The sequence below is a fragment of the Flavobacterium sp. IMCC34518 genome, assembly GCF_027111095.2.
Taxonomy (GTDB): domain Bacteria; phylum Bacteroidota; class Bacteroidia; order Flavobacteriales; family Flavobacteriaceae; genus Flavobacterium; species Flavobacterium praedii.
Genome location: NZ_CP114284.2, coordinates 3,097,018 through 3,123,509, shown reverse-complemented (window position 1 = coordinate 3,123,509; position 26,492 = coordinate 3,097,018). Strand labels below are relative to the sequence as shown.

The window sequence follows — 26,492 nt, the reverse complement described above, 5'->3', positions numbered from 1 at the left end:
ATAAAAAACAATTTGTTCTTTTTGGAGTTTTTTTTTATATAAATAAATCTACTTTATATCTATTTGCTTATTTAGCTTCTATAATTGAATTAGGTTGATATCCAAAAAGGCGTTTTTCTTTAATAATTTCAGGTACTCCATCAGGTAACATCGATTCCCAACCTGGTTTACCAGCACTAATCATTTTTAGTACTTCACGTGAGAATACCTCTAGTATTTCAGGATTGTAATCCTCTATATCCACAACTTTTCCATTGAATTTAAAGAATTTGTAAAGTTCTTTCATTCTAGGATGCACTTTTAAATTTTCGGAAGTAATGATTTCTCCTTCTTCCCCCAACATTGGATATAAAAATACTTTCATATCACGATAAAATAATTTACCAAAAGCCTCCAAAATTCCTCCACTTAAATGGCGGTAATATTTTTCGTCGAATATATCCACTAAATTATTAACCCCCATGGCAAGACCCATTCTGGCTTTAGTATAATTCGAGAAATATTCAACAACTTTGTAATATTCTTGAAAATTAGAAATCATTACGGTTTGCCCAAGAGAACAGAGTAATTCGGCACGATCCATAAAATCTCTTTCATCGATTTCTCCGTCGGAACGAAGATTAGACAATGTAATTTCAAAAATGACCAAAGTATTTTCTTTTTCTACTTTATTCTCTTCCAAAAACATTTTAAGAGATTGTTTGTACATGTCCATATTCACTTTGGTAACAGGACGAAAACTACCTCTAAACGCAAGTATGTTTTTTTTATAAAGAATAGATGCCGGCAATATATTTTTGCCTTGTGGATTAAACATTACCGCATCAGTCATTCCGTTTTTCACCAATTGCAGACTCATTAATCTATTGTCTACATCTGCAAAACGAGGACCTGAAAAATTGATAGTATCTATTTCAAGTTGATCTTTATCTAAATGATCGTAGAGGTATCGAAGTAATTTCTTGGGATCATTGTATTTGTAGAATGCACCATATATCAGATTCACTCCCAAAATACCTAAAGTTTCTTGTTGCAATCGTGAATCCGTTTCTTTGAAACGAATATGGATGATGATTTCGTTATAAGCTTCACTTGGGTCTAGTTGGTATCGAATGCCAACCCATCCGTGACCTTTGAATTGTTTAGCAAAATCGATAGTTGCAACAGTATTGGCATAACTAAAAAATAATTTATTAGGATGTTTAGTTCTGCTAAGTCGTTCTTCTATTAATTCTCCTTCAAAGGTTAGCATTTTTTTAAGTCTGCTTTCTGTTACATAACGACCGTCTTCTTCTATACCATAAACAGCATCACTAAAATCTTTATCATAGGCAGACATTGCTTTTGCGATGGTTCCAGAAGAACCTCCTGATCTAAAAAAATGTCTGACTGTTTCTTGACCAGCTCCAATTTCAGCAAAAGTACCGTATATATTTTCATTCAAATTAATACGAAGTGCTTTATCCTTTAAAGAAGGAATTTGCTCAATAACTTTGTCCCCTTTTAGTTTTATCTTTTTGGCTTCCATTTTTTTTCGTTTAAATTCGGCGATTATGTTACAAAGTTAATTAATTAGGCTTCTAATGAAAGAGAATTAATTCTATTTTTGTAAAAAAAAGAAACACAATTGAAAGTATATTTTTTAGGTACTGGAACATCTCAAGGTATTCCAATTATAGGTAGTGATCATGAAGTATGCAAAAGTACTGATCCTAAGGACAAAAGGCTCCGCGTTTCGGTATGGATTTCATGGAATGACTACTCCTACGTAATCGATTGCGGTCCTGATTTCAGGCAACAAATGTTAGCTTCGAATTGTAAAAAAGTTGATGGAATTTTATTTACTCATGAACATGCTGATCATACGGCTGGATTAGATGATATTCGGCCATTTAATTTCAAACAAGGAGCTATTCCAATTTATGCTCACAAAAGAGTATTGACTAATATTGAAAAACGTTTTGACTATATTTTTGAAACCGTTAATAGATATCCTGGCGCTCCTTCTGTAGAAAAACATGAAATAAAAAACAATACACCTATTTCTATTGGAAATAAAACAGCTATTCCAATAAATGTTATGCACGGTGACCTTCAGGTTTTTGGTTTTAGAATAGATGATTTTGCGTATTTAACTGATGTAAAAACAGTAGAGGAAGTAGAAATCTCCAAACTAAAAAACCTCAAAGTACTAGTGGTAAACGCATTACGAATTGAGCCTCATAAAACACATTTTAATTTGCAAGAAGCACTCGATTTTATAGCTTTGCTGAAACCGGAGAAAGCATATTTAACCCATATTAGTCATATGCTAGGCTTTCACGAAGTGGTTCAAAAACAACTTCCTTCAAATGTTTTCTTGGCTTATGATAATTTAGAAATTACAATTTAATAGCATTTTTATGAAACAATCATTTTTCCTTTACGCCTTAATTTTGTCTTTGGTATTTAACATTTACACTTATATGTATTTGAGCAAAGAAGTGACCTTTGAACAAGAAAAATACAAAAAAACAACAACTAAATTAAAAGATAGTTTAGTATCTGTTACCAATAAATTATCTGATGTAGATTATTTTTCATTAGAAAAAAATGAAAATGCCCAAAACTACTTTGAAACGGCTAAATCTGAAAAAATACGAAATTACACAACATTAATTCCGTATGTTACGGCACAATTATTAGACTTGAATGCCAATCCAAAAGGGAATCCATATACAGGACAAGTACAATTGGGAGCTACTAAATTTTCGATAAACAAAATAAAGGTACTAAATAACCGCTGGATAATTGCTGATTACAGTGACGGAGAATATTGGGGAGAAGTATTGTTGAAATACTTTATCAACGAAGATGAAAGTGTTTCATTCGAAGTTAATCAAACATTTTTATACCAAGCCCCCTAATTCCAAAAGGGGGATTGTTGTACGAAAACACATTTAGGTTATTCGGTTTTTGTTTCCCCTTCGGGGGTTAGGGGGCTAAGCCAGTTTTTTAAATCATAAAAATTTTGAGGAGCTACTCCATGGCCCACTGGATATTCTTTGTATGTGATTGCAATTCCAAGTTTCTCTAAAATACCCGGTGTTTTCCTAGCCCATTCAATCGGGATAACCTGATCAACTGTTCCATGAGATGCAAATACTTTAAGTTTGCTAAGGTTGTTTTTTAAGTAATCATCGGTTATGATATCCAAATTGACATATCCGCTCATTGCTATCACCTTATTGATTTTTTCTGGATACGAAAGTGCCACAGCATAACTCAAAATTGAACCTTGACTGAAACCTAATAGATTGACATCATTGGCATCTATTGGATAATTAGCCACCAATTCATCAATGAAATTTGAAATTAAATCTCTTGAAATTCGAGCTTGATCATTATCTGAGAATTTGTTTTGGTCAGCGTCAAAATTGATAGCATACCAAGCATAACTTCCATATTGAAGGTCATAAGGAGCTCGTGCTGAAATAATATAATATTCGTCCGGTAATTCTGGTGCAAACGAAAACAAGTCAGCTTCATTACTACCGTATCCATGAAGCAATAGCAACAATGGATTTTTGTCAAGAATCACTTTAGGTTCTCGTATTTTATATTCTAAGGATAGTTTCATTTTGTGTATTTTAGTCCCTTAATTTATGGGGCAAAATTTAGAATTCAGATTTTGAAATGTATTTTTAAGAAATGCTTTTAAGCCATTTCTGAAAGTATTCTCCAAGTAATGGAACAGGTTTTGTTTCCCCCTTGATGGCGCTAAAGACTCCGTAGGACCATAATACCGAAATGAAAATCCACATTGGTGCAGAAATCATCAAACTATCAAAATTGCTTATTATTAATCCCAAAGAAATAAAAGTAAGCGTTAGTCCTAATCCTTGACGAATATGAAAGGAAGCAAATTCATTTTTGTCTTCACTATTCATGGACATTGCAATTAATACGCCAATTCCTAAAATATAACTGGTAATTGCTGCTGTTTTTCCAGCTTCGATTGTGTTGCTCATTATATTTTATCCTAAAATTAATTTCCCTTGATTCAAAATTCCGTATGCTTTTCCTTTTAGATTAGTACCTAGAAATGCAGAATTTTTTGATTTAGAAAGTATGTTTTCTTTAGTGAATACACTGTTCCCTTCGGGATTAAATAAAGTAATATTAGCTATTTCACCTTCGGCTAGGCTATTATTAGGAATACTGAAAATTGATTTTCCAAGAGTCAATTTCTCGATTATAGTTTCTAATGGGAGTACGGTCATCAATGCACCAAATGCACTCTCTAATCCGATAGTCCCGTTTTTAGCCAAATCAAATTCCATTTTTTTGTGTTCAATATCTATCGGATTATGGTCGGAAGTAATTAAATCAATCGTTCCGTCAAGAACTCCATTGATTAAGGCTTGTCTATCAATTTCGGTTCTTAATGGTGGTGTAACTTTATACCTTGAATCAAAACTTTCTAATTTATCATCTGTTAATACCAAATGATGTACCGTAGCGCTACAAGTTACATTTAAACCTTTTGCTTTCGCTTCTTTAATCAGTTGCACTGATTTTGCAGTAGAAATTGTTGGTATATGCATTTTACCACCAGTATATTCTAATAAAAATAAGTTTCTGACTATTTGTATTTCTTCGGCTAAATCTGGAATGCCTTTCAGCCCCAAACGAGTAGCAACAACACCTTCATTTGCAACTCCACTACCTTTTATCTTATCATCTTGTGCAAAAGCAATAACCAATCCATCAAAATCTTGCACATATTGCAAAGCTATTTTTAATAAATTGGCATTGTCCAAACTTTTAGCATAATCTCCAAAAGCAACAGCACCAGAATTTTTCATATCAAATAATTCAGCCATATCTTTTCCTTCACTTTCTTTCGTTAAGGCCCCTATCGGAAAAAGCTGTGTAGCAAAACCATTGGCTTTATTTTTTACAAAATTAACTTGCGATTGATTATCTATTACAGGCAAAGAGTTGGGCTGTAAAGCAATGGCAGCAAAACCACTTTTGGCAGCAACATCTAAGCCATTTGCAATAGTTTCTCTATCTTCAAAGCCAGGTTCCCCAAGTGAAACACTACTATCAAACCAACCTTGTGAAATATGTAGATTTTCTAATTTTAATTCTTCAGAATTATCTGTATTTAAAAGTGATGTTCCGATTTTTTTCACAAAACCATCTGCAACTAAAACATCAACAGTCTGATTGTGAAAAGAACTATTTGAATCGATTATTTTGGCGTTTCGGATGATTATTTTCATGTGTTTTGTTTTTTTTTTATAACTAAAAGGTTATTTCAAAAATTTGATAATTGCTATTTCTATTACCAAAAATAACAGTGCAAAGATAATAAACCATTTCCAAATTTGATTGTCACTTCGGCTGGTTTGTAGCGTATCAAAAATAGTTGAAATGGAATCACTTGTTTTATAATCGGATAGAATATTAAGATCGACTTGATCAAGATTACTTTCGGTTCTTGGATAGTTAAAACTGATGTTTTCGATTGCTTTTTTAGCATCATAAATGACATAATTCCCCGCTTTATCCGGAGAATCATCAAAGAACAACTGTACCTTATTGCTCAATAATTGTTGTACTGGAATAAAACTGTTTTCTTGGTTTTTTACTGTCAGGATTTCATCTTTAGATAATAAAACTGGAACAAAATATGAAGACTTATTTCCTATCGTAAAGGCATTAATTCCGTTATTTTGCTTGCTTAAAGCCATTTTATAAAATACAGGAACAATTAAAGGTGATTGCTGAAAATTTGAATTTGAAATATTTAACGGCGCTGAAAACACATAAACTGATGAAGTTTTAATTCGGTCAGCCATTAAAAAAGGAGATTGATCCTCATAGTTCAAAACAGCTGAACTGTTAGTTGTTATTGTAAAATCTTTTTTGGTTTTAGGATATTGAAAATTATTGGTCTTACTTTCAAAAACTCCTGAAAATAAAGGATGACTAAAATTGATTTTGGTAATCTGTTTTTCATTTTCCTCTAATGAATGCAATTGTGTAGCGCCAAATTGTTTCAAAAATGAGTTAAGATTTACAACTGAGCTCTTTTCAGATGGAATTACAATTAAATTTCCACCTTTATTAACAAAGGATTTCAAAGTGGTTTGCAAAGCTTGGGGAATTTCGTCCAACTCATTCAAAACAATAGCATCTTGCTTGTCAATACTGTTATAATCCAAAGTACTTAATGAACAAGAAGTGTAATTGAATTCATCTTGAGTATAAATTCGACTTAAGAAATTATTTTTTTCAGGTACACCAATAGTGATGATATTTGTTTTTTTTATGTTTGAAATACTAAAAAACAATCTATTATCATATGTCAAATCGTTGTCTTCTATTGATACAAAACCGTGAAAAGATTCTTTTGGTATGGTAAAATTGACTGTTTCTTTTTTGTTTTTAAAATTTAAAATAGTTTTAGCGATCAATTTGTTTTGATTGTATAAAGCTACTGGAACAGGTTTAAAATCACTACTAAAATTAGTGGTATTAATACTGACCTCATAAAAATCATCCAATGTTTGACGAATAAAGACACTATCTATTGAAACATTGTTTCTTTGTTCAGCCTTTGGAACAATAAAATACGGAATAATATCAGTCCCTATATTTTTTAATTGGTTTGATGTCAAACCAACAGCATCAGTAATAATTACAATGTCTTTTTTGAAAGCGGATTTATGTGCTTTTATTTTTGCAATACTATTATCGATTTGAAAAGGAGTTGCACTGTATTTAAGGTTTTGCAATTCACTGCGAATGGTTTTTATATCCGTATTCCAATAATTATCAGTATTGGTCAATAAAGAAAAATTAGTGCTTTCTGGGGTTTCTTCAAGTAATTCCTGAATGGCTCGTTTTAAAAGTTCACCTTTTTTTCCTTTGACTTGCATACTAAAGGAATTGTCAAGAATAATATACATTTCATTACTTGCATTTTTACTGTCTTTTGATTCAAAAAATGGTTGAGCAAAAGCTAGAATAATAGCAGTAAGCAATGCTATTCGAGTAGCCAGAAGCAACCATTTCTTGATTTCGGAGCTTTTTCTGGTTTGTATCGAAAGGGCCTTTAAGAATCGTACATTCGTAAAATATTCTTTTTTGAATCGTCTTAATTGGAATAAATGCACCAAAATTGGAACAATCAGCAGGAATAGAAAGTAAAGAATTTCGGGTTGTTTAAAATGCATTCTAAAGGTTTGTTTGCTTCAAAGATTTATTATGAAAGTATTCAAGGAATTCCTCCGTTCAAAAATACAAATTTGTAAACAGTTTTATAGGAAGTTGTAATTATTTTTCAAAACAAATAACAAAACATCACTTTATTAAATTAATTACGTAATTTTACTTTTGTAGCAATACCACTACAGTCAAATACATATTTTTTTTAATCTAAAATTGATTCAATATAGTAATATTCGATATCAACTTTTGAAATGGATATATACCAAAATTAATTTCAACATGAATAGCAGTACAAATATCAAATTCAATTAAAGCTTATGAAGCACACCTACCTTATTATTCTGTTGATTGTATCCTTTTTTACAATGCAGGCTCAGAAAAACAAACTTAATCTTGTCGTAGGAACCTATACTAAAACTTGTGAGAGTAGAGGCATATATGTGTATGAGTTTGATAGCAATAATGCCAATATTAGATTAAAAAAATCTTCAGACAGCATAATAAATCCTAGTTATTTATCGCTTTCCAAGGGAAGCAAGTTCATATATGCGGTTAAAGAAAATGGAAATGAAAGTGAAGTAAGTTCTTTTGGATTTGATCCACAAAGCGGTAGAATGAATTTGATTAATAGTGTAAATTCTAAAGGAGCTGATCCTTGTTACCTAATTAATGATGATACAAATGTAATTGTTGCCAATTATTCAGGAGGAAATATTGCTGTGCTTGGCAAAAATGCCGATGGTAGTTTAACCGAAGCCAAACAAGTAATTCAGCATTTTGGGAAAAGTGTCAATAGCGAGAGACAAGAGAAACCCCATGTACATATGGTTTATTTTTCGCCAGATAAAAAATATGTATTGAGTAATGATTTAGGAACAGACAAGGTATTTTTGTATGCTTATGAACCTAATGCAAGTACTGAAATTTTAACTTTAAAAGACAGTGTTTCTGTAAAAGCAGGAAGTGGACCAAGACACTTAATATTTAGTAAAAAAGGTAAATTTGTATATATATTGCAAGAATTAGATGGTTCTTTGACAACATTCAAATATAAAAATGGTACGCTAACGCAAATCCATGAAACAACAATTTTACCAAATGATTTCAATGGAACCACTAGTGCTGCGGATATCCACATTACACCAAATGGACGTTTTTTATACGCTACAAATAGAGGAGATGCCAATACAATTTCAATTTTTAAAGTTTTGAAAAATGGAAAATTAAAATCCAAAGGACAAACGAGTACTTTAGGAAAAGGTCCTAGAAATTTTGTAATAGATCCAACGGGTAAGTTTCTATTGATAGCACATCAATACTCAAATGATATTGTGATTTTTAAAATCAATAAAAGGAAAGGTACATTAAAAGACTCTGGGCAAAAAATAGAATTATGTTCGCCCGTTTGTTTGGTTTTTAGTGATGAGAAAAAGGAAAAATAAGAAGTAGCATTGCGTGCTCTTTTTCGATTTTCTACAAAAACACTAAGGAACACACTACTTTAAAAAAGTAGATTAACAACTCATTTACTACCAAAAAAAATAGCCTAGAGTAAACTTTAGGCTATTTTTTTTTACAAATTGAAAACTATTTATTTTTGTCTTTTCGTTTTTTATCTCTGGTTTTCAACATATTTCTATTTACAGAACCATGTGTTTTTTTCTTGGTAACTCCAGGCCCTCCAAGATTTACTTTTTTGTTCTTTTTACTTTTCTCTTGAAAAGCACCATCGCCTTCCAATTTTTGTTTTTTCATCAAAAACTTAATTGGCTGTCTGTCTTTTTCGGGTTCGATTAGTTTAGCTGATACTTCCACTTCTAGAGGAAAAGTTTCAATGGGCAATTCGGTATTCATTAATATTTCGATCGCTACTTTGGATTCCTCTTCCCTAGGCGTAATAAAACTTATAGCGGTTCCTGTGGCATCTGCACGTCCTGTTCGGCCAATACGGTGCATGTATAATTCGGGTAATTCAGGCATCTCGAAATTGATTACATGCGTAATATTCGAAATATCCAAACCTCTGGCCATAATATCCGTAGTGATCAAACCACGAAGATTTCCTTCTTGGAAAGATGCCATAGTACTCAAACGATAATTTTGCGATTTATTGGAGTGAATCACACCAAACTGATCCTCAAAATCTTCTTCGATACGTTCGTGAACCATATCCGAAATCTTTTTATTATTTACAAAAACCAATACACGACTCATGTCTTCATTGTTTTGCAATAAATGTTTTAAAAGATTGATTTTGGTATTAAAATTTGGAACAAGATAACTTGATTGTGAGATATTTTCTAAAGGTGTTCCTGATGCAGAAAGTGTAACTTCTTCGGGATAATCGAAATAATCATTCAAAATCGCATCGACCTCATCCGTCATTGTTGCTGAGAATAATATGTTTTGACGTTTTTTTGGCATCATAGCCAAAATTGCGGTTAATTGAGTACGGAAACCTAAATTCAGCATTTCATCAAACTCATCGATAACTAGTTTTTGCATTTCCTCAAAACGAATCACATTATCCAATGTTAAATCCATGATTCTACCTGGAGTTCCTACAAGAATATCGCAACCTTGATAAACAGTTGTCTTTTGGGTGTTGATATTTACTCCACCAAAAATTCCAATTGTTCGAACCGACATGTATTTGGTCAATTTTTCAACTTCTTCTACAACCTGAACTACCAATTCTCTTGTAGGTACAAGAACCACAATTTTTGGAGTATGTCCAGGAGTAAATTTATATAATTTTAATAAAGGTAATAAATAGGCAAATGTTTTACCTGTACCTGTTTGTGCAATTCCCATCATATCACGACCAGACATTATCACAGAAAAAGTTTTTTCCTGAATTGGAGTTGGAGTCGTAAAACCTAAATCATCTATTGCTTTTTGGACAGATTTAGGGAGATTGAATTGTTCGAAAGTGCTCATTGTATGTAAATTTTGTGCAAAGATAGGTTTTTTGAAACTAAGGATAGAAAGGTCTTGCTAACTTTGATCGTAATTGATTTTGAATTAACAAAGAACATCGTTATACTTTGTCTGAACTAAATTATATAAAAATGAAAAAAAGCAAAAATAAACAAACCCCTATTGACTACTTTTACAAAAAGCATATAGAGGTTTTATAGTATTGAAAAGGAACATTAAAAAGACTTATGAAATATTACAACTCAGATTCGCATTAAAAATTTGCTACATCTGGTTTCTTCAGTAAAACCAAATACTTACACCTATTTTTTAAAATCAAAAACACAAAAATATTAGATACTTGATTACTATTTATTTTTGGCATTCACAGAACTTCATTTCCTTCTTGAAAAATAGTCTGTTCACATTGTTATTATCGAATAATCGAGCTTCGTAACGAAGCTTAAGCACTAATACTTACGGGCATTTCTTTTTGTTTTAAAATGTGATTATTTAAGGTAAACAAACGTTTTACTCTAAGCAATAACTCATTAGGATTAAAGGGTTTTGAAACAAAATCATCAGCACCTAAACGAAAAGCTTCAACCACTGTCCCTTCTTCTTCTCCTAGTGAAGAAACTACGATAACAGGTATATTTTCAAAAGTCTCTTTGGAGTACCCTATTATTTCTAATCCAGATCGAAAAGGAAGCAATATATCAGTAATTATCAAGTCAGGAATAAGTTCAGGAATTTTTTCTATGGCGCTCAAACCATCCTTGCAAGAAGTAACTTGATAGCCTTCTTTTTTTAGAATGAATTCAAGGATTTTAACCATCAACTCATCATCCTCTGCAATTAGTATTTTTAAATCTGAATTCTTTATGTTGTTATTTTTATTCATCATCTTTTAGATAGACTCGTTTTATTGAAATTTTTTTTTCACTGAAAAATGAATGTGTGATAAATCATTTTACTCACCTTTACAACAATCGTGCCAAAACACCTAACTATATTTTTAAAAAGAACAAAACCTTCGATAAAGTCAACAAAAACGGCATAAAAAAATCGACCGTGGGTTAAAATTATTTTTTAACTTAGGAGAAACAAAGACTTTATAATGTGTAAAAAAGTAGCATAGACCTTTTACTTTTCAAACAGCTACGCTATGTGAACAATAGTGCCGTTTTCTATTCATTCTGTACTGAATTAGATTAAACCCAACGAAAAAATAGAATATGACAATTAAAAAAAGAAAATTGTTTTAAAGTAAATAGAATTACTTATTCAGTTAACAGGATTTAGCAGAAATGATTATTTGTTATAAAGCTCAATTTCATCAAGCATTACCATTGGTTTTTTGTTTTTTCGCTTTCTCCAATACGGCAATTCTTTTACGTTTTCGACTTCAATTTTCAGAGAACTGCATTGGTTAAACGTATCTGATTTGAATTCCCATTCTTTAATAGTTACTTCGCTAATTTCGGTGAGTTCATCACTTTTTAATCGAACAATAAGTTCCCACTTGTCTTTTTTGAATCCGTAGATGCTAATTTTTTGGGGAGTAAAAATCCAATGCCTTTGATCATTTAAAGTATTAATTCTAATGGTATTAAAATTCATTTTATGGGTGCTCAGTTGAACTTTGGGATTTGTACCATACCACCCAATCCAGTTTATAGCGTAGTTTTTGTATCCACGAACCCCGTCTACCAATCCATAAGTTCCTTTGCCTTTGTTTCCATCGGCTGGAGGAGTCAAAAATTGAATTTCCATATTTTCTCCTAAATGATTGCAAGCATTTTTTTCTATCGCCAGCCATTCTTCATAATATTGGTCGGGTGAAAGTCCTCCTTCACTGAGTTCGTATATACCAAATTCATTACACGTTTTTGTAAAATTCAAAACCCGTTCTCTTAATTTCTTACCTTGATCTTCCTTGTTTTTTCCAGCAAACATTCCGTGCTTGTCTTTGCCATAAAATTTGGATTGCTCAAAATAAACATACTCCAAAGCGAGCCTCAATTTTAAAACTTTTTTTGCCAATACAGCATCATCATGAACGGCATTTTCGGCTTGACTTATGATTTGATCGTATTGATCCATAGCTTCGGGCGTAAGAAAGGTGCTCCTACTTTGAATTGGATCTGAATAAATATCCAAATAACGATCCATATTCTCCTGATTTTGAGTAAGTAAATCAATATATTTTTTAACAAAAGGAGCTGCATTCCCATAAAAACCTTTTAGAAAATCATTGGTAACTGCTTCAACATCCATTTTTGTGTTCCAAATTATTTTAGCCAAAAGATACTGCCTTAACTCATATAAATCCCCTGGAACATCAGCATATCCTTGTACAAAAAGTCCTTTTACCTTATTTTGTTCATACAGTTTAAAATTTTTTGAAAAGGTATGCAAATTGGGAAACGGAGAAAGGTAATTGGTGAATTCTACCGTATAATCCCACAAATACAAATGTGGTGCCGTTGCACTCCAATTGTTTAGGATATTTAGAAAGTTTTTGTTGTTTGGGGATTCAACAATGGCTTTACCCCTATTCATTTCAATCGGGCAAAAAAGGGTATAAATATTGGACTCGATTTTTAGGTTTTCGGGAGCACGGTACGTATGCAGGTAAGCTAATGTAGTAATTTTGGTTTTAGGAAATTGCTTTGCTATTTTGTTCAGGAAATAATAAAAAGAACCTTGTGGACCTCCGTGTTTATCATTAAAAGCTTTGCAATTGCTACATTCGCAATAAACTACATCATCATTTTGGCTGATGGAGAAAAAGCTAGCATTGGGATTTTTGGCAATAATTTCGCCCATTTTTTTGGCAACAATAGCGACAACCGTATCATTTGTCATACATAGCGACTCGCTATTTCTTTGTCCTTCGTAAAGTGCAAAAAACGATGGATTGGATTTGAAATAAGTTTTGGCACTCAATAATTGATAGAACGAATGTCCCCAAATTCCGAAATCATTGATATGCCAATCCAGTTTGTGCCAATCTCTAAAAGCTTCATCATAACAATCTGGGTAAAACAATGCTCTATATTCAAAAGAAGGTTTGTAGGTTTGACTCGTATTTTTGGGAAATGTGATATATTTTAGTTTGGGTATAAAGCTATCTTTTGCAGTATATTTTCGAAATCCCCATGTTTCTAAAACAGTATAAATAGCATATCGTACCGTTTTTTCATTAGAACCAATTAAAGTGATATTTTTTTCATCGCTTTTGATTATAAAAGAATTTTCGTCAACTGTATTATCTGCAATTTCAAGAATTATTTTGGCGTTTTGATTCCTTATTTCTTTCCCAAATTCAATACGAAATGGATTTTCAAATGCTTGATCTAAAAAGGTTTTTAAAAGCGTTGCAGCATTATTGGTTCTATCACTTGTGGAAAGGATAATCACTTCCTGTCCTTTTGAATTTGCTAAAGTTAGAGCGTTTTGTGCCATCATATTGCCGTTAAAAAAGAATAAAAAAAGAATAATTGCTGGATAGATTAGTTTAGTTTGCAATTTATGTATGTATTAGTTCACTGAAATTATATTGGCCTTTAAAGTGTTTTAAAGCACTTATTTTCTTGTTTGCAGTCGCTCGCGTGAGGGATTGCAGTGGAGCTCTTTTTTATTTTTAATTGTTACAGGTCTAAACCTGTGGCAATTGAAAATAAAAAAAGCGGGAACGGAAAGCCCGACCCTCAGTCTCGACTTTTGGGACGAGACTGAGGGTCACGCCATCATTAAAGTGTTGTTTTTAAAATTGATATTGAAGCAGCAATGCAATTTCGGTTTCTATTTGTTTTACCCCAGGGGCATATTCTTGGTTGTTAAATGACACTTGTATTCCTGTTACATAATGGTCATTTATCAATCGATAATAACCACCTCCAAGCCGAAAGGAATCGAGCGAAAGTCTATTTTGTATTTGTCCGATGGTGGTTCTTTCGTCTGGCGAAGTTCCGTATCCTGCAATTAGGGTTAGGTAATCAAATCGGGTGTTGAAATAATACCTGCTTGTGAATGTAAATGCTGGATAAACCGAACTGTTATCAAATTGAAAATAAGACCTTAAATTGAGCCAATAGGAGCCTAAATATTTACCAATTCCGAAAACTGCAGTGGTAAAATTCGTCGCTTCGGTGTTAATATATCGAATTCCTAAATCGCCTTCCCACCCTTTTTTAAAATCATGAAAGAAAGAATAACCGAGTCTTACTTTTGGGAATATTGGGTCACTACTATAGCCTGCGCTGATGTAGGAGTAGCTACTTTTGCTTGTAAAAAGGTACGTTTCGGCTTCATATTGAATACCGTCGATTACACTTTTACCATTTGCATTGCGATTGGAATAATTGATTCTAGCAATGGCTGAGCCCCAATTTCGTTGTTTGATGTATTGCATACTAGCAAAATTCCAAGGACCATATCCTGACCTATCAAAAAAAGTATAGTTATAGTTTACTCCAATGCGATCCGACTTGAATCGGCTGTCTCCTATAAAATAATGCAATTTGAAATAGGAATCATTGGGATACTTTGCTTGCATTTCGTTTAAATATAATTCTCTCTTTTCTTTGTCGTCTTGCAATTCATAAATTGTAAGTTTTTTGTATCTAAAATCTTTATTTTCAGGATGAAAAACAATGGCTTTATCAACAATTATTTGGGCATCATCATAGTTCTTTTCTTCGATTTCCATATTGATTAAATATGTAAAAGCATCTTCATACACCGGTTTTTTGTCAATAATATAATTGTAATAATATCTAGCACTATCTTTGGCATTTGTTAATTGATATATTCGGCCGGTCAACAAATGAAAATCCAAATAATCAGGAGCTAATTTCATTCCCAAATGGGTGTTTTTCAATGCTGATTCGTAGTTTTTGTCCTTGTTTACTTCGTTTAGGGCAACATTCAAAAGACTGTCAACATCAATTTTTTGAGACCAAACCAAATTATTTTTTGCCATTCCTAAAACTAGGAAAAGAATAAAGAATATTTTTATGTGGTATCTATTTATCATAACAATTTAAAGTGTTTAAATTTTGGATTTGCCTTTCACTTTTTAATTTTTCTTAGTACTGAAACCTTGTCTTTGCATGTTTCCCCAGGATTGCTCCTTTTGTCTAAAAAAATGATAATACCCTTTTAGCGAAGCATACACATTTACAGGATGATAACAAAATGGTTCTATAATTGCCATTACTATGAGAATAATAATTTCCTTGGTATTGGCATAATTTTTATAAATAATATCATCTAACAATATCGAGATAAATGTTACGATAAGATAAAATAAATAAACGACTAACGACAAATAAAAAAAATTGATATAATTTACATCCAAAATAAAAAGCCCCAGAATCAAAACTATTACACCTGTTACCTCAAGAATTGGAATTAAAAACTCAAAGAAAAAGAAATAAGGAAATATCAAAAACCCTGTTTTTTCATATTTAGGATTAAAGAAAATATTTTTATGCATATACAACGTTTGAATCAATCCACGAGCCCAGCGTACACGTTGTCTGATCAAAACTTCTCTTGTAGCAGGAACTTCTGTCCAACATAAGGATTCTGGAATGTATTTTATAGCAAAAGGTAATTTATTGTCATACATGTATTTTCTCATACGCGTAATTAACTCCATATCCTCACCTAATGATTTGTGCCAATAGCCACCTGCAGCTACAGCAATTTCCTTGTCAAACATACCCAATCCTCCAGAAACCAATAACAAACCATTAATTTGACTCCATGCCATTCGGCCAAAAAGGAAAGCGCGAACATATTCGAGTTCTTGAAATCTAGGATACCATCCTTTTGGAAAATGGATTTTGACTAAAAAGCCTTCTTTTACTTCACAGGAATTTGATATTCGGATTCCTGCTCCAGTGGCTATGACTCTTTTTTTAGCTTCAATAAATGGTTTAGCCAATTTTATAATAGTATCATTTTTCAAAATACAATCCACATCAGTACATAAAAACAAAGGGTATTTTGTTGAATTTATTCCCGCATTTGAGGCATCTGCCTTGCTTTTTCCATTCTCTTTATCAACCACTAGCAATTTTGAATAGAGTGGGTTTTTGGATTTATAATGACCTCTAACCGGTTGGGTTTTAATTTTTTCCTGATAATAAAAATCAACTTTCACCAATTCAAATTCATCGATTAATTGTTGCAGCGTATCATCAGTACTCCCATCATTGACTAAAACAACTTGGTATTTTGGGTAAGACAGAGAGAGTAATGATTTTACATTATAAACCACATTGGGACCTTCATTATAAGCGGGAGCAACAACAGAAACACCTGGCAAGTAGTTGGATTTTAAAACAACATTATTTGGGATAAAATACTTGTTGTTTAAATACGTTTTTATGGCATAGTAGGACAATATTGCCAATATGCAATACCAAAGAATATAAACCATTGAAAAAATGCCTATACAATTAGTATATATATTTAGAATATCATTTATCATTATATGTTTGGAATTTTTACATGTTTAGCCATTTTTTGTATCTCTTTATTATCTAAAAAATGATTTTCAAAAAAATGGGGATTTATTTTATAGAGAGAATATACGGCGTCAAGTTTTATAGTTTCATCTGTTTTTTTTAGCAACAATTGGGCAATGAAACTCTCGGAATCGTTGCCTCCAATTTCAGAAAGTGTATTGAAAATTTCTAACTTATTTTTCGTGTCTTCTTTTTGAAATTGTTCTATCAAAACTTGTTCCGCTTCAAAAATAAACAAAAATCTAACGGCTGATATTGCAACATAACGCACTGATTTACTTGGATGTTCTACTAATTTTACAATCGTTTCATTCTCATTAGTATAATTATAAAACACCATTAATTTTATTCCTAATTTAACAATAGATACATTCTCTGAATTAATCCATCGGTGCAAATTTGCAGGTATTTTTGTTTTTTTATGATGTAGAATATCTAAAATATTGATTTCTTCGGCAATGGTAATTTGATGAGAAAAATCAATTAAATCTTCTAATTTATTCGGTTTTAAAGAAATTAAAGTTAAAAATGCTTTGGATTTTACACTTTTGTTTTTGTGATTTAACAACGGAGTTAAATAAGAGATTCCTTTTTTATAAACCAGTGCTTCGAGTTGGTACATTCCTAAACACTTTAAATAAAAGTAATTGCTTTTTAGAAGTCGTTTGGTATAATCAAACAATTCAAATTCTTCGTATAAGAAATGAAAGGTATTCGTTATTTCCCCCTTTAGATTCAAATTCAAAAAAATAATTTCATTAAGTAACAGTTTTTTGCACCATTTTTTCTGGAAAGGAATTCTTTTTTTGAATTGTTCAATTTCTAATTTAAAAAAAGTTTCCTCAAAGGGAGAAAAAATTAAATTGGTAAGAAAACTGTCAATTTCGATTTTTGTAGCTTCAAATTTTGGTCTAAATAAATCGAATCTATATCTATTACCGATTAAAATGATGATTAATAGAAAAAACCCGCAAATTAAAACAGGTAAAATGATGAGTATAAAATAATAAATTAATACATCCATTAATAAGTGTTCCGTTTTAAATACTTTTTAATAAATAAATGCAGGATAGTATTCTTTTTCATATAAAAGAATCTAGATAAAGATAATGATTTTTCTAAAATATCTGAATAAAATAAATCCAAACGGTTTATAACATACTTAAAAAGAGTTAATTTGCTTATAAAAACAAATTGAGTTACCTACTTAAATACCAATATTAAGTCTAATGAACTCCATCTTTCCTGTTGTTTATTTTTATTACTGTGAATACTTGAAATCAACATTTTGAAAATGAAATAATTCCAATTTAAAGAAAAAAACAGCCCTAACCACTCGCAAGAGGTGAATTCGCTTCTGCTACTATTAAACTTCTAGTTGTTTATAAAGTAAATAAGTCAAAAAAAAACGAACAATTCATACTGAAAGTTTAAAACTCGGAAATTGATTTTATTTACTAAAATCCCTCAAAAACCCCTAATCCAAATAAAGCAAAATCATATTTAACAGGATCAATTGGATCGAGTCTTCTTAAATTTAAATCCAATTCGGCTAAAGCTTTGCCATCATTTTGTTTCCGGGTTAGCAATCCCAATTTTCGGGCTACGTTTCCAGAATGGACATCTAATGGACAAGAGAGAAGAGCTGGCGAAATGGATTTCCAAATGCCTAAATCGACACCTTTATTATCTTGGCGAACCATCCATCGCAGGAACATGTTAATCCTCTTGGCAGCGGATCCCTTTAAAGGATCTGAAATATGCTTTTGGGTTCTATTAAGATGTTGAATTTCAAAAAAAAGCTGTTTGAATTTATGGATACTATTTTGTAAATCGTCACTTTTTATATTTTGACTAAAGACAGGTTCTAATCCGCCATGATTTTGATATATATGCTGCAAACCTTTTATGAACCCCATAAAATCTTGTCCATTAAAGGTTCTGTGTACAAAAGTATCCAATCGCTCTAAGTCGGTTTCTTGATGGGACATTACAAAATCATAAGGCGCGTTGCCCAACAAATCCATCATTTTGTGGGCATTTTTGATAATCATTTTTCGATTACCCCAAGAAATAGTGGCGCTTAGGAAACCAGCAATTTCGACATCTTCCTTTTGAGTAAATAAATGCGGAATTTGCACGGGATCACTCTCGATAAAATCGGTATTGTTGTACAAAACAACTTTCTCGTCAAGAAATGATTTGAGTTCAGAATCGGTCATGATTTGAAAATACTTAGAAATGATTAAACCCAACTTTTAATAGGCAAAAATAAATCGTACTTGGATTACTGACCGCTAATTTGCCCGTCAACCATAACTAATTTTCGATCCGCCATATTGGCCAATTCTTCGTTATGGGTAACAATCACAAAAGTCTGTCCAAATTCATCACGAAGCTGAAAAAATAATTGATGCAAATTTTCGGCAGAATGCGTATCTAAATTTCCGGAAGGTTCATCTGCAAAAATAACATCTGGTTTGTTGATTAAAGCTCTTGCAACAGCAACACGTTGTTGTTCTCCGCCAGATAGTTCATTTGGTTTGTGATGAATTCTATGGGATAAACCTAAATATTCCAGTAATTTTATGGCTTCTTTTTCGGTTTCAGCTTTGGATTTATTAGCAATAAAAGCTGGGATACAAACATTTTCTAAAGCAGTAAATTCCGGCAACAATTGATGAAATTGAAAAATAAAACCCAAATTTAAATTTCTGAATTTAGACAATAATTTATCGCTCATTTTTAGAATATCTTCCCCATTTATGCTCAATGAAGCTGAGCCTTTTTCGAATTCAGTTCCTCCTTTTGGAGAAATGGGAGCACTTGGTTTGTCTAAAGTCCCCAGAATTTGTAAAAGTGTAGTTTTACCGGCGCCTGATGCTCCAACAATAGAAACAATTTCCCCTTTTTTGATGTGAAGATCTACTCCTTTTAAAACTTCGAGTTGATCATAATATTTATGGATATTTTTTGCAAGTATCATTTCAAACTGTTTTTACAAAGAAACAAAGTATTTACTAATTATACTTCTCATAGAATTTTTTTATGGCCTTATAAATTATAAATTATTGTTAAGTTGTTATTTTTGTTTAATTAATATGTAGATTTGTTAAACAAAATAAAATATAGCATTATGTCAATACTATTAGAAAAAGAAATTTACGATTTGATTGGGGATAATCATCAAATGACTTCTGCTGAAACGCCATTGCGTCTAGACGCTTTTGTTAAAACAGACGAACAAAAGATGAATACTATTGAAAAGCATTTTCATATTATTATGGAAGAAATGGGATTGGATATGACTGATGACAGTTTGAAAGGAACTCCCCATCGTGTTGCAAAAATGTTCATTCAGGAAATTTTCTCGGGTTTAGATCCAAAAAACAAACCGAAAATTTCAGTTTTTGATAATAGTTACAATTATGACAAAATGTTAGTAGAAGCCAATATTAGTTTTAATTCTACTTGCGAACATCATTTTTTGCCAATTGTAGGGAAAGCACATATCGGTTATGTTTCCAGCGGAAAAGTTATTGGGTTATCAAAACTAAATAGGATCGTAGATTATTATTCTAGACGACCACAAGTTCAAGAGCGATTGATTATGCAAATTTTCAATGAACTCAAAACAGTTTTAGAAACAGAAAATGTGATTGTAGTGATGGAAGCCAAACATTTGTGTGTTTCAAGCAGAGGAATAAAAGATGAATCCAGCTATACCTCAACAATACAATATGGTGGTATTTTTGACGAAAAAGAAAACCGAAATGATTTTTTCAATATGATTAATTCTGAGAAATAATCGATTAGCTTTGTATTTTTATACAAAGCTAATCTAGAATATGGAAAATAAAATCGAAATTATTGAAAATAAAAATGCCAAAAACAAGAAATTAATTTTAGGTATTTTGTTCGATGCTATTGGAATGTTATCTTTCACGGTCCCACTTATTGGCGATTTTACGGACGTCGTATGGGCTCCACTCGCAGGATTTTTGATGACCAAAATGTATGAAGGCAGAGTTGGAAAAGTAGCTGGAGTTTTGACTTTTGTCGAAGAAATATTTCCTTTTACAGATATCGTTCCCTCATTTACCCTAACTTGGATGTATACCTATTGGATAAAAAGAAACAAAAATATAATAAGCGATAAAAAATATTAAACACTGGCGCTGTTATTACCCATTAGTATAAAATTGAAATTGAGTTTGCTTTTGTATTTGCCAATGAAAATGCTTTTCTTTACCAATCAAATCTTATGAAATGACGAAGCAGGAACGGGTATCTTTTGTAATAAAAACTTTAAAAGAATTATATCCCACTATAACAATACCACTGGATCATAAAGATCCTTATACATTATTGATTGCGGTTTTACTATCGGCACAATGTACCGATGTAAGAGTAAATCAAATCACACCTTTACTCTTTGCAAAAGCAGATAATCCATACGATATGATCAAAATGTCTGTAGAAGAGATTAAAGAAATCATTCGCCCTTGTGGATTATCCCCTATGAAATCAAAAGGAATACATGGATTATCTCAAATTTTGATTGACAAACACAATGGAAAAGTTCCGCAAAGTTTTGAATATCTCGAAGAATTACCAGCAGTTGGGCATAAAACTGCGAGTGTGGTAATGTCGCAAGCTTTTGGTGTACCTGCATTTCCAGTAGATACCCATATTCATCGATTAATGTACCGTTGGAATCTTACCAATGGAAAAAATGTAATCCAAACCGAAAAAGATGCCAAACGTATTTTTCCAGAAGAAATATGGAACGATTTACATTTACAAATTATTTGGTATGGCAGAGAGTATTCTCCAGCAAGAGGTTGGGATTTAGAAAAAGATATTATCACCAAAACTATTGGAAGAAAATCAGTTTTGAATGCAATTCTTACCAAATAGTGAAAAAAAAATTCACTAATCTTTAATAAAATTAGTGAATTTTTGATTTTTGATTTATATGCTAAGTTGTATCAGTTATACATCCTAATTAACGATTACTTCGAAAACTTTTTCCTCTATTTTTAAAACTTTCAAAGCTTTGGAATAGTTTAATAAAAAAGACACCACTTCCTTATCGGGTTTCATCCTTTTAGTAATTTTTAATGTTTTAGAGTAATTCTTTTCCATATTAATATAAATTTTAGTTTACATTATAACGGAAGATATATTGATTTATTGTCAATTTGTTAAAACTATTTGATGTTTTTCAATTATTTTTCTCAAATTCATTATCGCATAACGCATTCTGCCCAATGCTGTATTGATGCTAACGCCTGTAGTTTCTGAAATTTCTTTAAAACTCATATCTTGATACATACGCATGATTAATACTTCTTTTTGGTCCATTGGAAGTTCATCAATTAGCCTACGAATATCAACATCAACCTGATCCGCAATAATTTGATTTTCAATAGTTAAAGAATCATCAGACATAATAGAAAAAATAGAAAACTCTTCTGTTTCTCTGAAAAGAGGCATTTTTTTTGATTTTCTATAAAAGTCAATGATTAAATTATGAGCAATTCGCATGATCCAAGGTAAAAACTTACCTTCTTCGTTATAAGAATTGGTTTTTAAAGTTTTGATAACTTTAATGAAAGTATCTTGAAAGATATCATTAGATACATCTCTATCTGCAATTTTAGAATAGATAAAACCATAAATTTTAGATTCATGTCTTTTGATTAATATAGATAAAGCACTTTCGTCGCCTGCTATATAATCGTTTACTAATAAAGCATCAGATTTTTGTAAATTTGCCATAGTCGTTCCTTTTTAGATTTGGTTAGTTTGGGGATCTTCTAAAAAAGTAATTTTTTACTATAGGCTATGGTTGGTTAATTAAGATAATTTTTATTCAAATTTAACAAATAATTATTAATAGTAGCAAGAAAAAAGTTGACAAATATCATTTTAATTTTAATTTCCTTTAAACATTAAACATAAGAACGGTTAATTTTTTAAACAAAAACTTACTTTTTAATTATTTGAAATAAAATTCACTCAAAATAAAATAACGCTCTACAATCAATGTTTTAACTAGCTTAATAAAAACAACTTACAAAACCAATTAAAAAAGAATAATTTAATCTAAGTAACAACCAAATTTTGATCTCATTTTTTAATGAAACCAAAAAAACAAAACAGATTTCAAAGAGGAGCTCAAATTAATTAGTCATAAAACTTAAAAATTTTTTAAATATGAAATCTATAGCAACAACTCTTTTTAGTACCAATTGAAATAATTTGTATTGAGAAAATTTATCTTTCCAATCATTTAATTTGCTTATTTTTCAAACATAAAATGAGCAATTCAATCTGAAATAAAACGGCTTAACTCATTAAAACAACCTCTAATTCTTCTAATGATTTACCTTTAGTTTCAGGCAGTAATTTCAAAATAAAGAAAAGTCCAAAAAAAGCGAAAAGTCCAAAAAGTAGAAAAGTCCAAGTAGTACCTAATTTTGACAATTCCCATGGAAAAAGAAGTTGAACTAGAAAACTGACAGCTGAATTGACAAAACCTACTAGCGAAATAGCAATACCCCGAATTCTATTTGGAAAAAGCTCTGAAAATAATACCCACATTACTGGCCCCAGCGATATGGCAAAAGAAGCAACAAAGCCTAAAATGCAAAACAATATTAAGGTAGCATTCATTTCAATCGCTGCTGATATGATTTCTGATTCATACCTATTGGCAGCTTGAATTCCGATAGTTGATCGTACCGCTTTTTTAAATTCAGTATCCGTGTTAAAAGTTTTATCTTTTAAAATCAACAATTGATCTTTATTTATTTCAATGGGTAGCTTAGCCATAGCCGCAGTTGTAAGCGTATAATTTGCCGCATTAAAACTATAAGACAAAATAAACATACTTAAAGCTATACCACTAACACCTATAATTAGCAAAGGTTTCCTGCCTAGTTTATCTATTAATGACATGGCAACCAAAGTAAAAATAACATTTATAATTCCAACCAAGATAGCTTGTATAAACGAGGCATCTGTTCCTATCCCAGATTGTTCAAATATCATTGGAGCATAGAAAAACACACAATTGATCCCAACAATTTGTTGTAAAATTGCAATACCAATACCTATAGTCATAACCAATTTCATAGAAGGGTCAAATAACTCTTTAATCGATATTTTTTCTTTTGGGATTGCATCCAATAAAATACTTTCTTGTATTTCGGCTACTAATTTATCTGCTTCCTTTTCATCCCCAACACTTTTCATAATATCCAGTGCCTCATTTAATCGGCCTTTCAAGATAAGCCATCTTGGACTTTGAGGAACCAAAAACAATAAGAAAAAATACAATACTGCAGGAATAAATTCGATACCCAACATCCATCTCCAATTGTATTCTCTAATTTTAAACGTTTCAACCCATGAAGCATTTGAATTGCCTAAGTGAACTATAAGGTAATTTGTAAAAAAGGCTACAGAAAGTCCAATTACAATATTCAGTTGATTGAAAGAAACCAGCCTACCTCTCTTTTCTGCAGGAGCAATTTCGGCAATATACATCGGGGCAATAATTAAAGAAATTCCGACTCCGATCCCAGCTAACATTCTTGCTAGAACCAATATAAAAAAACTCGGAGCAATGGCTGATAACAGTGCAGAACAGACATAGAGTATGGCAGAATATTTTAAAACTACAATCCTACCAAATTTGTCGCTAATTGGTCCGGCAACCATCATAGCAGCTGTAGCCGATAATGATAAAGAGGCTACAGCCCATCCCAATTCAATTTTTGAAAGTTGAAATTCGGGTTCAATAAATTTTATTACTCCAGAAATAACAGAAGCATCAAATCCCATTAAAAAACCACCCATAGCAACAACAAGAGCGATTAGAGTTACAGAACTTTTTTTTGTTTGCATAGTAGTAATGATTTAATAAAACGGTCTTCTTTGCATTTATTTATTAGTGATACCCCGTTGGGTGCAATTATTTTAATCACATAGATTTTCTAAGCTCAAAAAAGAGGTGTTTCACTTATTTGAAACACACATAATGCTCTATGAGAAAGAAATATATTTCTTTTTGATATTCTTTTTTAAAATAAAGTCTATGTTTCAATGTGTTTTATAAAAATTTTTATGAATTACACCCAACGAGTTATTGACAATATATTACTGAATAGTTTAAATCCTAGATTTCTCCTTTTCTAGTTGCTAATTCATTTTTAATATCTCTTGCTTTTTCTTCAGTTAAGTCATAATTTCTCATTATCCACATAGCAATCAAAGTGCCTAAAATTGGAATACCTGAGTAAAAAAGTCTCAAACCAGTAATTGCTCCCTCAGTTTGGGTTGCCGCATCTGTATTGAATCCAACTAAAGACATAATAACTCCCGTTAATAATCCCGCAATAGCAAAACCAAACTTTACCATCCACCAGTAAATGGCGCCAAAGATTCCTTCTCTTCGTTTGCCAGAGGTCAACTCATCCATATCGCAAACATCTGCAGTCATAGACATCATCAGTGTAAACAAACTTCCAATACCAAAGGAAAAGAAAGGCAATGCGAATAAAAACATGTAGGGTTTACCAGGAATAAAAAGAAACCAAAGTAAAATGTAACCCAAAACAGAAATTCCTTGACAAATTAAGAAAGCATTCTTTTTTCCTGTTTTTCTAGACATCCATGCTACTATTGGTATTACTAAAAATGTTGTTGACAAAGCTCCAACACAGCCAAAAAGGGTAGGCCAAATACCTGCAGCCTCCGTACTTCCATTAAAAAGATAATACACTACAATAAAAAACGAAAAGGCAGCTACTGTATTAAAAGCGTTAAAAATCAAAAAAGTAGCAATACATAATTTTCTAAAGGGCTTACTTATAAAGGCTTCTTTGAAACTAATAAAAATTTCTTTAAGGCTACCACCAATAGTTTTGAACGTTAGTGGTGCAAAACTCTCTTCATTTTTGGTTGATTTACTTGTAATAAAAATAGCTGGAATCATCGCCAATATCATACACGAAACCCCTACCCAAACGGCTAAAGTTCTAGTGGCTGTATCTGCATTAGGGAACCATTTTGGATCATACATAACCACCCAAAACCAAGGTGCAATTACCCATGCCCACTGTCCAATCCATTGTGAAATGGCCATAATATTGGTACGCTCATGAAAATCATCACTCATTTCATAACCCATAGCAACATAAGGAACACTAAAAATCGACAGTCCCAAATAAAAAACAAACGACCACAACAGGAAGAAGATAAAATTATAATCCAATCCATTTTCTCTATACAATTGCCACATTACAACAAAAGAAACGCCCATAATAATAGCTCCAATAAAAACATAATGACGTCTTCTACCCCATTTAGAGCGAGTATTGTCTGATATAAAACCCATTATTGGATCTATAAAAGCATCGAATATTCTAGGCAAGAAAAACAAAATTCCCCACATCCAAGCTGGAAAACCTAAATCCTGCACTAATACAACCATGAAAATACCTAGAGCCGCAGGAAACATTTGATTCGCTAACATGCCTAAACCAAAGGCGATTTTTTGCCCCATAGGAACCATTTTTTGGGGATTTATATTAACACTTTCCATAGTAAGAGATTTTGGGTTATTTGATTTTGAGTATTTAAAATTTATTTATTTTTGAACTTGTAAATTTATTTTATAGCTATTTTTAATGTTTTCATTCTACAATTAATATAACTTGTAACCCGTTGGGTGCAATTATTTTAAACACTTAGAAACATAGATTTTCTAAGCTCAAAAAAGAGGCGTTTCAC

The 26,492-nt window shown here is 31.6% G+C and carries 23 protein-coding genes; 6 read left to right on the top strand and 17 right to left on the bottom strand.

The window, feature by feature from the left end:
• Positions 1–67 precede the first annotated feature (67 nt).
• Positions 68–1,528 carry a TonB-dependent receptor gene (locus OZP06_RS13345; protein ID WP_281240192.1) on the bottom strand — a complete coding sequence of 487 codons (1,461 nt, stop codon included), beginning with the start codon at positions 1,526–1,528 and terminating at the stop codon, positions 68–70.
• Positions 1,529–1,627: 99 nt separating this feature from the next.
• Between OZP06_RS13345 and OZP06_RS13340 the strand changes: the two genes are divergently transcribed.
• Positions 1,628–2,392 carry an MBL fold metallo-hydrolase gene (locus OZP06_RS13340; protein WP_269222296.1) on the top strand — a complete coding sequence of 255 codons (765 nt, stop codon included), beginning with the start codon at positions 1,628–1,630 and terminating at the stop codon, positions 2,390–2,392.
• A gap of 10 nt (positions 2,393–2,402) precedes the next feature.
• Positions 2,403–2,906 carry a hypothetical protein gene (locus OZP06_RS13335; protein WP_269222295.1) on the top strand — a complete coding sequence of 168 codons (504 nt, stop codon included), beginning with the start codon at positions 2,403–2,405 and terminating at the stop codon, positions 2,904–2,906.
• 38 nt (positions 2,907–2,944) lie between these two features.
• Here OZP06_RS13335 and OZP06_RS13330 read toward each other — a convergent pair whose 3' ends face one another.
• From OZP06_RS13330 to OZP06_RS13315, 4 genes are all read right to left on the bottom strand, one after another.
• A complete protein-coding gene (locus OZP06_RS13330; protein ID WP_281323827.1) occupies positions 2,945–3,619 on the bottom strand; it encodes an alpha/beta hydrolase-fold protein in 675 nt (224 codons plus the stop codon).
• 64 nt (positions 3,620–3,683) lie between these two features.
• On the bottom strand, positions 3,684–4,010 hold the full coding sequence (locus OZP06_RS13325; RefSeq protein ID WP_269222293.1) for a hypothetical protein: 327 nt from the start codon (positions 4,008–4,010) through the stop codon (positions 3,684–3,686).
• A gap of 6 nt (positions 4,011–4,016) precedes the next feature.
• Positions 4,017–5,270 (bottom strand): dihydroorotase, encoded by a 1,254-nt coding sequence (locus tag OZP06_RS13320; RefSeq protein WP_269222292.1) that lies wholly within the window; start codon positions 5,268–5,270, stop codon positions 4,017–4,019.
• Positions 5,271–5,300: 30 nt separating this feature from the next.
• Positions 5,301–7,229, bottom strand: coding sequence for a BatA domain-containing protein (locus tag OZP06_RS13315; protein WP_281323826.1), 1,929 nt, complete (start codon positions 7,227–7,229; stop codon positions 5,301–5,303).
• A 312-nt stretch (positions 7,230–7,541) separates the two neighbouring features.
• Here OZP06_RS13315 and OZP06_RS13310 point away from each other — a divergent pair, with 312 nt between their 5' ends.
• Positions 7,542–8,666 (top strand): lactonase family protein, encoded by a 1,125-nt coding sequence (locus OZP06_RS13310; RefSeq protein ID WP_269222291.1) that lies wholly within the window; start codon positions 7,542–7,544, stop codon positions 8,664–8,666.
• 145 nt (positions 8,667–8,811) lie between these two features.
• On the opposite strand, the gene OZP06_RS13305 is transcribed toward OZP06_RS13310, so the two are convergent.
• The 8 genes from OZP06_RS13305 to OZP06_RS13270 form a co-directional block, all read right to left on the bottom strand.
• Positions 8,812–10,164, bottom strand: coding sequence for a DEAD/DEAH box helicase (locus OZP06_RS13305; protein ID WP_269222290.1), 1,353 nt, complete (start codon positions 10,162–10,164; stop codon positions 8,812–8,814).
• Positions 10,165–10,606: 442 nt separating this feature from the next.
• Positions 10,607–11,050 carry a response regulator gene (locus tag OZP06_RS13300; protein ID WP_269222289.1) on the bottom strand — a complete coding sequence of 148 codons (444 nt, stop codon included), beginning with the start codon at positions 11,048–11,050 and terminating at the stop codon, positions 10,607–10,609.
• A gap of 407 nt (positions 11,051–11,457) precedes the next feature.
• Complete coding sequence (locus tag OZP06_RS13295) at positions 11,458–13,677, bottom strand: DUF4838 domain-containing protein (protein ID WP_269222288.1); 2,220 nt, start codon at positions 13,675–13,677, stop codon at positions 11,458–11,460.
• Positions 13,678–13,915: 238 nt separating this feature from the next.
• Positions 13,916–15,133, bottom strand: coding sequence for a YaiO family outer membrane beta-barrel protein (locus OZP06_RS13290; protein WP_269222287.1), 1,218 nt, complete (start codon positions 15,131–15,133; stop codon positions 13,916–13,918).
• A gap of 96 nt (positions 15,134–15,229) precedes the next feature.
• On the bottom strand, positions 15,230–16,651 hold the full coding sequence (locus OZP06_RS13285) for a glycosyltransferase family 2 protein (RefSeq protein WP_281323825.1): 1,422 nt from the start codon (positions 16,649–16,651) through the stop codon (positions 15,230–15,232).
• Positions 16,651–17,712 (bottom strand): HEAT repeat domain-containing protein, encoded by a 1,062-nt coding sequence (locus OZP06_RS13280; protein ID WP_281240203.1) that lies wholly within the window; start codon positions 17,710–17,712, stop codon positions 16,651–16,653. Before OZP06_RS13280 ends, OZP06_RS13285 begins: the two co-directional genes overlap by 1 nt.
• A 433-nt stretch (positions 17,713–18,145) precedes the next feature.
• Positions 18,146–18,910: a TIGR02757 family protein gene (locus OZP06_RS13275; RefSeq protein ID WP_281324518.1), complete on the bottom strand. Its 765-nt coding sequence runs from the start codon at positions 18,908–18,910 to the stop codon at positions 18,146–18,148.
• Between the two features lie 65 nt (positions 18,911–18,975).
• Positions 18,976–19,674, bottom strand: coding sequence for an ABC transporter ATP-binding protein (locus OZP06_RS13270; RefSeq protein ID WP_281323824.1), 699 nt, complete (start codon positions 19,672–19,674; stop codon positions 18,976–18,978).
• Positions 19,675–19,824: 150 nt separating this feature from the next.
• Between OZP06_RS13270 and folE the strand changes: the two genes are divergently transcribed.
• From folE to nth, 3 genes are all read left to right on the top strand, one after another.
• Positions 19,825–20,496 carry a GTP cyclohydrolase I FolE gene (folE, locus tag OZP06_RS13265; protein WP_269222284.1) on the top strand — a complete coding sequence of 224 codons (672 nt, stop codon included), beginning with the start codon at positions 19,825–19,827 and terminating at the stop codon, positions 20,494–20,496.
• Between the two features lie 40 nt (positions 20,497–20,536).
• Positions 20,537–20,857, top strand: a complete 321-nt coding sequence (locus OZP06_RS13260; RefSeq protein WP_269222283.1) for a hypothetical protein — start codon at positions 20,537–20,539, stop codon at positions 20,855–20,857.
• Positions 20,858–20,957: 100 nt separating this feature from the next.
• Positions 20,958–21,608 carry an endonuclease III gene (gene nth / locus OZP06_RS13255; RefSeq protein WP_269222282.1) on the top strand — a complete coding sequence of 217 codons (651 nt, stop codon included), beginning with the start codon at positions 20,958–20,960 and terminating at the stop codon, positions 21,606–21,608.
• 84 nt (positions 21,609–21,692) lie between these two features.
• On the opposite strand, the gene OZP06_RS13250 is transcribed toward nth, so the two are convergent.
• The 4 genes from OZP06_RS13250 to OZP06_RS13235 all read right to left on the bottom strand — a co-directional run bounded on the left by OZP06_RS13250 (position 21,693) and on the right by OZP06_RS13235 (position 26,304).
• Positions 21,693–21,836, bottom strand: a complete 144-nt coding sequence (locus OZP06_RS13250; protein ID WP_269222281.1) for a hypothetical protein — start codon at positions 21,834–21,836, stop codon at positions 21,693–21,695.
• Between the two features lie 51 nt (positions 21,837–21,887).
• Positions 21,888–22,472 (bottom strand): sigma-70 family RNA polymerase sigma factor, encoded by a 585-nt coding sequence (locus tag OZP06_RS13245; RefSeq protein ID WP_269222280.1) that lies wholly within the window; start codon positions 22,470–22,472, stop codon positions 21,888–21,890.
• Between the two features lie 570 nt (positions 22,473–23,042).
• Positions 23,043–24,605, bottom strand: a complete 1,563-nt coding sequence (locus tag OZP06_RS13240) for a sugar porter family MFS transporter (RefSeq protein ID WP_281323823.1) — start codon at positions 24,603–24,605, stop codon at positions 23,043–23,045.
• Between the two features lie 271 nt (positions 24,606–24,876).
• Entirely contained in the window at positions 24,877–26,304 is a 1,428-nt protein-coding gene (locus tag OZP06_RS13235; protein WP_281323822.1) for an MFS transporter, read from the bottom strand.
• Positions 26,305–26,492 lie beyond the last annotated feature (188 nt).